Origin of the sequence: Phenylobacterium sp. (assembly GCF_031181185.1) — a bacterium.
In the GTDB taxonomy this organism is placed as follows: Bacteria; Pseudomonadota; Alphaproteobacteria; order Caulobacterales; family Caulobacteraceae; genus Phenylobacterium.
This window is the reverse complement of sequence record NZ_JAPSKZ010000137.1, coordinates 1-9,567: the sequence shown is the minus strand read 5'-3', so window position 1 is coordinate 9,567 and position 9,567 is coordinate 1. Positions and strand designations below refer to the sequence as shown.

General features: G+C 68.0%; 10 protein-coding genes. 2 read left to right on the top strand and 8 right to left on the bottom strand.

The genetic code is table 11. The annotated features are described in order from the left end of the window. On the bottom strand, window positions 1-607 hold a 607-nt coding region (locus tag RIF93_RS15200), incomplete at its 3' end, for a phosphotransferase family protein (RefSeq protein WP_309092291.1). 115 nt (window positions 608-722) lie between these two features. Here RIF93_RS15200 and RIF93_RS15195 point away from each other — a divergent pair. Next, window positions 723-1,169 carry an SRPBCC domain-containing protein gene (locus tag RIF93_RS15195; RefSeq protein WP_309092290.1) on the top strand — a complete coding sequence of 149 codons (447 nt, stop codon included), beginning with the start codon at window positions 723-725 and terminating at the stop codon, window positions 1,167-1,169. Here RIF93_RS15195 and purD read toward each other — a convergent pair. The 7 genes from purD to RIF93_RS15160 all read right to left on the bottom strand — a co-directional run bounded on the left by purD (window position 1,166) and on the right by RIF93_RS15160 (window position 8,869). After that, the gene (gene purD / locus RIF93_RS15190) at window positions 1,166-2,440 is read right to left on the bottom strand and encodes a phosphoribosylamine--glycine ligase (RefSeq protein ID WP_309092289.1); all 1,275 of its coding nucleotides are present in this window, start codon (window positions 2,438-2,440) and stop codon (window positions 1,166-1,168) included. The genes RIF93_RS15195 and purD overlap by 4 nt on opposite strands. Window positions 2,441-2,473: 33 nt before the next feature. Next, complete coding sequence (gene phoB, locus RIF93_RS15185) at window positions 2,474-3,163, bottom strand: phosphate regulon transcriptional regulator PhoB (protein WP_309092288.1); 690 nt, start codon at window positions 3,161-3,163, stop codon at window positions 2,474-2,476. Continuing rightward, window positions 3,160-3,867, bottom strand: coding sequence for a phosphate signaling complex protein PhoU (phoU, locus tag RIF93_RS15180; protein ID WP_309092287.1), 708 nt, complete (start codon window positions 3,865-3,867; stop codon window positions 3,160-3,162). The genes phoB and phoU overlap by 4 nt, the downstream gene beginning before the upstream one ends. Before the next feature lie 10 nt (window positions 3,868-3,877). After that, window positions 3,878-4,753: a phosphate ABC transporter ATP-binding protein PstB gene (gene pstB, locus RIF93_RS15175; RefSeq protein WP_309092286.1), complete on the bottom strand. Its 876-nt coding sequence runs from the start codon at window positions 4,751-4,753 to the stop codon at window positions 3,878-3,880. Window positions 4,754-4,755: 2 nt separating this feature from the next. Continuing rightward, on the bottom strand, window positions 4,756-6,054 hold the full coding sequence (pstA, locus tag RIF93_RS15170; RefSeq protein WP_309092285.1) for a phosphate ABC transporter permease PstA: 1,299 nt from the start codon (window positions 6,052-6,054) through the stop codon (window positions 4,756-4,758). After that, window positions 6,047-7,483 (bottom strand): phosphate ABC transporter permease subunit PstC, encoded by a 1,437-nt coding sequence (gene pstC / locus RIF93_RS15165; RefSeq protein ID WP_309092284.1) that lies wholly within the window; start codon window positions 7,481-7,483, stop codon window positions 6,047-6,049. Before pstC ends, pstA begins: the two co-directional genes overlap by 8 nt. 81 nt (window positions 7,484-7,564) lie before the next feature. After that, window positions 7,565-8,869: an ATP-binding protein gene (locus RIF93_RS15160; RefSeq protein ID WP_309092292.1), complete on the bottom strand. Its 1,305-nt coding sequence runs from the start codon at window positions 8,867-8,869 to the stop codon at window positions 7,565-7,567. A 225-nt stretch (window positions 8,870-9,094) separates the two neighbouring features. Here RIF93_RS15160 and RIF93_RS15155 point away from each other — a divergent pair. After that, a partial coding sequence (locus RIF93_RS15155; protein ID WP_309092283.1) for a sensor histidine kinase occupies window positions 9,095-9,567 on the top strand: 473 nt, incomplete at its 3' end.

Genomic DNA, 9,567 nt, shown 5'->3' with positions numbered 1-9,567 from the left:
TCTCTTCGATGTGGCGGTCCTCTGAGGCCTTGTACTGCTTGGTCCACCGGTCGACCTGGCGGGCCATGTAGTTGCCGGGCTTGCCGAAGTCCTCCAGCCCGATGGCCGCGTAGTCGGTGTTGTGCAGGTCGGCGAGCGTGTTGATCTTGGCCGTGAAGATCGCCCGGCGCTGTTCGGGCGTGTAGGCGGGCAGGGTCTGGTCCCAGAGCACCCGGCCTTCCACGCAGTCCATGACGTAGAACCAGGTGCCGATGACGGAATCGTCCGTGCACAGGCCATAGGTCCGCGCCACCGGGAAGCCGGTCGGTCCCAGGGCCGAAATCACCTTGTATTCGCGATCCACGGCGTGCGCCGAGGGCAGCAGCTTGCCCGGCGGCTTGCGGCGCAGGACGTACTTCTTGGCGGGCGTGATCAGCTGGTAGGTCGGGTTCGACTGGCCGCCCTTGAACTTGCGGACCTCCAGCGGGCCTTCATAGCCCTCGACATTCGCCTTCAGCCACTGCTCCAGGGACGCCTGGTCGAAGCGTTGGGACTCGGGGACCTCCTCCGTGCCCGTATTGGCCTTCTCGCGCTCCTGCTCGGCGGCGACGTCGGCGGTGACGGCCATGGCGTTCCCCTTCGTACAGTTGTTTGAAACTCTTTTAGCGAGCAGCGCCGGTCAGGGGCAAGGCGGGATGGCCGGACTTGACCTCAAGTCACGAAGAGGCTTCCCGGTTCGGCGCATGGCGACGGACGACATCCAGTCCATCATCGAGATCGAGGCGCCGCCCCAGGCCGTTTGGCGGACGATGATCGATAGCGAGCTGGCCTGGCGCTGGCTGGGCGCCCACGGGTTCGTGGCGCGTGTCCGGCAGGTCTTCGTCATCCAGCCCAGCCGCAAGCGCCGCGAAACACGCGATTTCGAGGGCAGCGTGCGGTGTGAGGTCGAGGTCGTAGAGCCGAACAGTCGGCTGCGCTTCAGCTGGACCTATCCTGGCCGTCCGCGGACCGAGGTGACCTTCGTGCTGACCCCGATCTTCGGCGGCACGCATGTGCGGGTCATCCACGCCGGCTGGGAGGCGTTCGAAGACCTGGTCGAGGCCGAGGCCATCGAGACCGCCCTATTCGCCCTCGGCGAGGCCTGGGCGAACGAGGTGCTGCCCGAGTTGAAGGTGCTGGTCGAAGGTTAGCTGAGGGCCAGGGCCCGCCACCCGATGTCCCGCCGGCAGAAGCCGTCCGCGAAATCGATCCTGTCGATCCCGGCGTAGGCGCGGTCCCGAGCGGTCTGAAGATCGCGCCCGCGGGCGCAGACGTTCAGCACCCGGCCGCCCGCCGCGCGCAGCACGCCGTCCGGGCCCTGCTTGGTGCCGGCGTGGAAGACCACGACGCCATCGCCGAGGTCCTGGTCCAGCCCGAGGATCTCGCCGCCGGAGGCTGGCGTGCCCGGATACCCCTTCGCGGCGAGGACGACGCAAACCGCAGGCTCCTCCCGCCAAACCGGCGGCGGCATGTCCTTGAGCGTCCCCTTCGCGCAGGCCTCGAGGTACGGCACGAGGTCGCTTTCCAGGCGCAGCATCAGCACCTGGCATTCGGGGTCACCGAAGCGGACGTTGAACTCCACCAACTTTGGGCCGGTCTTGGTCGCCATCAGCTCGACGAACAGCACGCCGCGGTAGGGCGAGCCGTCGGCGGCGATTCCGGCGAAGGCGGGCTCGACCAGCCGGGTCCGGACCTGTTCCACCAGTTCGGGCGTGAAGACCGGAGCCGGCGAATAGGTCCCCATCCCGCCGGTGTTCGGCCCCTGCTCGCCATCGAAGGCGCGCTTGTGGTCCTGAGCCCAGCCGAACAGCATCGAAGTCTCGCCGTCGCAGAGCGCGAACAGCGAGCCGATCTCGCCCTCCAGGAACTCTTCGACGACCACCCGCGCGCCGGCCGCGCCGAACCGGCCGCCGAAGGCATCGTCGATCGCCGCCTCGGCTTCGCCGCGGTCATGGGCGACCGTGACGCCCTTTCCGGCCGCCAGACCGTCGGCCTTGATGACATACGGGGCGGAGAACAGCTCCAGCGCGGCGCGAGCCTCATCGGCGGTCTCGCAGACCCGGTAGGCGGCCGTCGGCAGGCCGTAGCGGTCGGCGAAGGCCTTGGTGAACGCCTTGGAGCTTTCCAGCTGGCCGGCGCCTGCCGAGGGCCCGAAGCAGGGGATTTTCGCAAGTTCCAGCGCGTCGGCCAGACCGGCGGCCACGGACGACTCAGGCCCGATCACGACGAGATCCGCGGCGATCTCCTTGGCCAGGGCGACCAGGCCCTCAACATCCGTGACGGAGACGTCGCGGAGCTCGGCCAGCGCCGCCATGCCGGGGTTGCCTGGCGCCGTCACGAGCCGCGTCACCAGCGGCGAGGCCGCGATCTTCCAGGCCAGCGCGTGTTCGCGCCCGCCCGAGCCCACGAGAAGGATGTTCATGGGAGGCCGCTTTGGCGGTCGGCTCCCGCTTGGTCAAGCCTCGACGTCGAGCGAGTAGCCGGCCGAGCGAACGGTGCGGATCGGGTCGCCGCCTTCCGAGGCGTTCAGCGCCTTGCGCAGACGGCCGATGTGCACGTCGACGGTCCGCGCCTCGACATAGACGTCCGAGCCCCAGACCGCGTCCAGCAGCTGCTCGCGCGAGAACACCCGTCCGGGGTGCTGCATGAAGTGGTCCAGCAGGCGGAACTCGGTCGGCCCAAGGTGGACTTCCTGCCCGGCCCGCTTCACCCGGTGGGCGACCCGGTCGATGACGATGTCGCCGCAGCGCACGCGGTCCTCAGCCAGGCCCGGCCGCAGCCGGCGCAGCACCGCCCGGACGCGGGCCGCCAGCTCGCTCATGGCGAAGGGCTTCACCACATAGTCGTCCGCGCCGGTGTCGAGGCCGCGGATCCGGTCGCTCTCTTCGCCGCGGGCGGTCAGCATGATGATCGGGACATTGCGGCTCTCGGGCCGCTGCCGAAGCCTGCGGCAGACTTCGATGCCCGAAACCTTCGGCAGCATCCAGTCCAGCACGAGCAGGTCGGGCAGCCGCTCCTGCACCTGCAGCAGGGCCTCTTCACCGTCGCCGGCGCGGGCCACTTCGTAGCCTTCCTTCTCGAGGTTGTACTGCAGCAGGGTGGCCAGGCTGTCCTCGTCCTCGACCACAAGGATGCGCGGCGTCACGGCGTGGAACTCCCTTTGAAGGCGTCGGTCTTGGGTCGAGCGCTGGCGATCATCTCCTCGCCCGTGATCTCGTAGTGGATCAGCTCGGCGATGTTGGTGGCGTGGTCGCCGATCCGCTCGAGGTTCTTGGCCGCGAACAGCATGTGCGTGCAGGCCGTGATCGTCCGCGGATCGCCCATCATGTAGGTCAACAGCTCGCGGAACAGGCTGTTGTAGTGCTCGTCGACCTCGTCGTCCTGCGACCAGACCGACAGCGCCCGCTCCAGGTCCGAGCGGCTGTAGGCGTCCAGCACCGAGGTCAGCCGGTTCAGCACCAGCTTGCCCATCCGCTCGATCGAGCGGGTGAGCGGCGTCATCGGCTCTTCCTCGATGATGATCAGCGTGCGCTTGGAGATGTTCTTCGCGAGGTCGCCGATGCGCTCGAGGTTGTTGGCGATCTTCATCGCTGCCACGGTCTTGCGCAGGTCGTTGGCCATCGGCTGACGGAGCGCGATGAGGCGGATCGCGCGGCGCTCGATGTCGCGCTCGGCCGCGTCCAGCTTCTCGTCGCGCGCGACGACGGCGACGGCCTGGTCCTGGTCGCGCTTGACCACCGCCTGCAGGCAGTCGGCCACCGCCGCCTCGGCCATGCCGCCCATGCGGACGGTCTCGGCCGTCAGCGCGTTCAGCTCGTCCTCGTAGGATTTGACGATGTGCTCGTTCATGGCGCCGCCCCTACCCGAACCGGCCGGTGATGTAGTCCTGGGTGCGGCTGTCCCGCGGGTTCGTGAAGATCTCGTCCGTGTTGCCGGCCTCGATCAGCTTGCCCAGGTGGAAGAAAGCGGTCTTTTGCGACACTCGCGCGGCCTGGGCCATCGAGTGGGTGACGATGACGATGCAGTATTCCTCGCGCAGTTCGTCGATCAGCTCTTCGACCCGCGCCGTGGCGATCGGATCCAGCGCCGAGCAGGGCTCGTCCATCAGGATCACCTCCGGGTTCACGGCGATGGCGCGGGCGATCACCAGGCGCTGCTGCTGGCCGCCGGACAGGCTGGTGCCGGGCTGGTGCAGCCGGTCCGCCACCTCGTTCCAGAGGCCGGCGCGCTTGAGCGAGGTCTCTACGACGCCTTCCAGCTCCCGCTTGCTGGTCGCGATGCCATGGATGCGCGGCCCGTAGGCCACGTTCTCGAAGATGCTTTTCGGGAACGGGTTGGGCTTCTGGAACACCATGCCCACGCGAGCGCGCAGCAGGACGGGATCGATGCCCCGGTCATTGACGTCCTCACCGTCCAGCTCGATGCGGCCCTTCACCTTCGCGGTCGGGATGGTGTCGTTCATCCGGTTGATGCAGCGCAGGAAGGTGGATTTGCCGCACCCGGAGGGCCCGATCAGCGCCGTCACCGCCCGCTCGGGGATGTCGAGTGACACGTCGAACAGGGCCTGCTTGTCGCCGTAGAACACGTTGACGTCGCGGGCCCGCAGCTTCGGCGGCGCGTCGACCGCGTGCGCGGCCTGGGGTCGGAGTTCGATGTGCAGCGGCCCGTCCTTGGCCGGTTGCCCGTCGGTCTGGGTGAGCATGTTGGACCTCGAGATGGGGCGGCGCCGGGTCATGACTACCAGCGCCGCTCGAACCGGCGCCGCACGATGATGGCGGCCAGGTTCATGACGATCATGAAGACGAGCAGGACCATGATGGCCGCGGCCGTCCGTTCGTGGAACGCCCGCTCCGAGGCGTTCTCCCAGATGAAGACCTGCACGGGCAGCACCGTGGCCGCCTCGGTGAACCCGGCCGGCACGCCGGGCACGAACGAGACCATGCCCACCATCAGAAGCGGGGCGGTCTCGCCGAGGGCGTGGGCCAGGGAGAGTATCGCACCGGTCATCACCCCGGGCATCGCGAGCGGCAGGACGTGATGGAACACGGTCTGGGTGCGCGAGGCGCCGACGCCCAGCGCGGCCTCGCGGATCGACGGCGGCACGGCTTTCAGCGCCGAGCGGGTGGCGATGATCACCGTCGGCAGAGCCATCAGCGCCAGGACCAAGCCCCCGACGAGCGGCGATGAACGCGGCGCGGCCAGCCAGTTGATGAACACCGCCAGGCCAAGCAGGCCGTAGACGATGGAGGGGACCGCGGCGAGGTTGTTGATGTTCACCTCGACGATGCTGGTCCAGCGGTTCTTCGGCGCGAACTCCTCGAGGTAGACGGCCGCCAGAACGCCGATGGGGACCGATAGGATAGCCGTCACCAACAGCATCATCGCCGAGCCTACGACTGCGCCCAGCACCCCGGCCTGCTCCGGCTCCGTCGAATCCGAGCGCGTCAGGAACGAGGTATTGAAGCCTGAGGAGACCATCCCCAGGTCCTCCAGCCGGTCCAACCACGCGATCTGCTGGTCGTCCAGCTTCCGGTCGGCTTCAGGGGCCGCTCGGTCCACCTGGCCCTTGTAGAAGAGGGCGGCGTCGGCCCGAACGGGGCCGCTGACCATGACCGTCTTGCCGATCAAGGTCGGGTCGGCACGCACCTGATCCAGCAGCTTGAAGCCGAGATCCGTCGACAGAAGCTCGGTCACCTTTCCTGAGACGGAGCCAAGCTCATCGTCGCGCTCGCCCAGCTTGGCCAGCACGGCGTCGGCGACCAGCAGGTCGTAGTTGGCGCCGGTTGGGTCGGCGGGGTCGATCCTTGAGGGATCGAGATAGACCGGCACGCTCATCCGGTAGTCGATGAAGGTGCTGTACCCTTGGCTGATGATCCGCCCCATGAGGACGGCGAGGAACGACAGCGCGATGATGATCGCCAACCGCCCATACCAGCGGAAGCGGGCTTCACGAGCGCGGCGGACCTTCAGTCGCGCTTCCATCGCCGCGACGGACGGGCGAGCGATCGTCGCCTGGTTGAGAGCCGCGTCAGTCATACTGTTCCCGGTACTTCTGGACGACCCGAAGCGCGATGACGTTCAGGATCAGGGTGATGACGAACAGTGTCAGGCCGAGGCCGAAGGCCGACAGCGTCTTGGGGCTGTCGAATTCCTGGTCGCCGGTGAGCAGGGTGACGATCTGCACCGTAACGGTCGTCACCGTATCGAGCGGGTTCAGCGTGGTCTTGGCCTGCAGGCCTGCCGCCATGGTGACGATCATCGTCTCGCCAATGGCTCGCGAGACGGCCAGCAGCATGGCGCCCATAACGCCCGGCAGGGCGGCGGGCATGACAACCTTCTTGATGGTTTCCGAGGGCGTCGCCCCCATGGCCAGACTGCCGTCCCGCAGCGATTGAGGCACGGCGTTGAGGATGTCGTCTGAAAGCGACGACACGAACGGGATCAGCATGATCCCCATCACGGCCCCGGCGACCAGGGCCATCTGGTTCTGCACCTGGCTGAGGTAGAGGCCCAGCTCGTGGAAGGGTCCGCCGAGCAGCTGTGCGCCCAGATTGTTGAAGGCCGACCGGAACAGCGGCCCCACCGTGAGCGCGGCGAAGAAGCCGTAGACCACCGTCGGGACGCCCGCCAGCACCTCCAGCAAAGGCTTCACCACGGCTCGGGTGGGACGGCTGGCGTATTCGGCGAGGTAGATAGCCGACAGCAGTCCGATGGGCGCAGCCACGATCATCGCGATCAACATGATCAGGAACGTGCCTACGAACAGCGGCACGGCGCCGAACGCACCGACCGCCGCGAACTGGTCGGCGCGCATGGCGATCTGTGGGTCCCACTCCATCCCGAAGAGGAACTCGTGCGGCGGCACCGCCCGGAAGAAACGGATGCTCTCGAACGCCAGCGAGGCCACGATGCCGACCGTGGTCAGGACCGCCGCTACCGAACACGCGATCAGGACGGCCGATGTCCAGCCCTCCACGTGCTGGCGCGCCCGGAACTCCGGGGTGATGCGACGGTAGGCCGCAAAGAACCCGCCTGCGGCCAAAAGTAGGGCCAACGTGATCGCGCCCAGCCGCAGGCCCATCTCGAGGCGAGCCGCCTCTCTACCCTCATCCGCCAACGCGGCGCGCACCTGTGGCGCGAAAATCATCTCGCTGGGAGTCTGTCCGCGGCCGATCGCGAGCGCGTCATCGTAAAACACCGCCCGTTGGTGACCATCCAAGGCCTGTACCGAGGCGGGCGCCTCGGCCTGCACCGCCGCGGCGACGATGCGGCCGCCGAACGCGCCGTGCAGCAGAAGCAGGATGGCCGCCGGGACCGCCGCCCAGAGCATGACATAGGCGCCGTGGTACCCCGGCCGCGAGTGCGGGCGCTGGCCGGCCGCTTGCGCGGTCAGCTTGCGCCGGCCGAGCACATAGGTGGCGGCCGAGAATAGGACGAGCGCCGCAAGGACGGCCCAGGTGATCATGCTTGGTCTCAGCGCTGCTAGGAGCGATCGCGAGGATTCGTTGGCCGCCGGCGACCATGCCCGCCGGCTGCGGACCCAATGCTACATTTCCATGACACTTTCACGACGCTGGGCGGGGCGGCCCGAGCCAGCCGCCGTTTCCGGCAGATAAACCGTGAAAATGGAGCCGTCTCCGCGGACGCTCTCGACCGCCAGGCCGCCGCGGTGACGGTTGATGATATGCTTGACGATCGCCAGTCCCAGGCCAGTGCCGGAGCGCTCGCCGCTCTTCTGTCCCTCGACGCGATAGAAGCGCTCGGTAAGCCGCGGCAGGTGCTCACGCTCGATGCCGGGGCCCTGATCCCGCACACGAACGAAGGCGTAGGTGTCGCTGCTGTGGTCGGGGGTCAGCAGCGACAGCCGCGAAGCCTCGAGGCGGATGGCCGCTGTGCACGCCTCGGCCGACTGGCCTGTGCCGATCGTGATCGTCACGACGTGGCCCATCGACGAGTACTTCAAGGCGTTGTCCACCAGGTTCTGGACCACCTGCACGAGTTGATCGCGCGCCCCGATGACCAGGGCCTCGGCGTCGGATGGCGGCTGTACCTGGAGCTTTACGCCGCGCTCCGCAGCCAGCGGCGATGCCGCATCCACGACGTCGGCGACGACGCCGCAGAGGTCCACCCGGTCGCTGGGCGCAACGTGCTCATGGAGCTCGATTCTGCTCAAGGACATCAGATCGTCGATCAGCCGGTTCATCCGCTCGGCCTGGGCCTGCATGATCCCGAGGAAGCGTTCACGCGCGCCTTCGTCACCCTTGGCGTGCCCTCGTAACGTCTCGATGAAGCCCGCCAATGAGGCCAGCGGCGTACGGAGCTCGTGGCTGGCGTTGGCCAGGAAGTCCACGCGTGTCCGCTCCACCTGCCGCAGTTCGGTTTCGTCCCGCAGCGACAGGAGCGCCAAGTGAGCGCCGTCCAGCGCAAGCCCAATCGGGCGCACGAAGGCGCGCAACACGCGCGACTGAGCGCCCCCCGTCTCATAGACAGCCTCGGCGTCGCGAGCTTCGAAGAGCGCGAGGTCCACCGCTTCCAGCAACTGGGGATCGCGCATTACGCTGACCAGCAGGCCCTCCCCCGCCTCGATCCGGAAGAGCTCGCGCGCGGCGCTGTTGGCGAAGATATACCTGCGGCCAGTGAGGTCGTCCCGCTCCAGAGCCGAGATCACCAGGATCGGATCCGGCAGGGCGTTGATAAGTGCGGAGTAGGGCGGCGCTTCGGCGGCCGGAGCAAGGGCGCTGGACGCGGCCGCGTCCTGCTCCACTTCCGCTCGCCGGTCGGCGATCACCAACGAGACGGCTGTCACCGTGGCGACGAAGACCATCGAGGCGATCGCGCCAAGGCCGCCCACCTGCCCCAACAGGGCCAAGGCTGCGACCACAGCGAGGCCTCCGCCGCCAGCCGCAAGGATGGGCCAGAGCGGGGCTTCCTGCCGGCTGGGCGGCGATGGCGGCGGCAGAAGCGTCAAGCGAATCTCCGTGTACGCGACTGTCCACTCATCCCAAGGGTTGTGTCACGCCAATGACAGATGCCGTCTGCCAGGCATACTAGGTGAAGGCCTTGCCGGGAGCCCAGGATGTCCGACGCCGAAATCGAGAGCCTGAGGCAGGCGCTCGCCGCCCAGGGCGAGCTTCAGCGCGAGGCGGACCACCGGGTCAAGAACACCCTTCAGCTCATCTCGTCCCTGGTCCTGCTGCACGGCCGGCGCGCCAAGGACGAGGGCGTGAAACGCGCGCTGAAGGCCGTGCAATCCCGGGTCACGGCCGTCAGCGTAGCGCTCCGGCATGTCGTACGAACCGCCGGCGTCGAGCAGGTCGAGCTCGCCGCCCTCGTGCGGGAGCTTGCGGGCGATCTGGCCGCGGCCGGCCAAGAGGGCATCCAGGTCGCGATGAGCCTTGAGCCGGTCACTATCCCCGCCCGCCATGCGCCGCCGCTGGCGCTCATCCTCAATGAGGCGTTGGGCAACGCCCTGGCGCATGCCTTTCCCGACGGGCGGCCGGGCCGCATCGACATAACCCTGACCCGGACGCCCGTCGGCCTGCAGCTCAG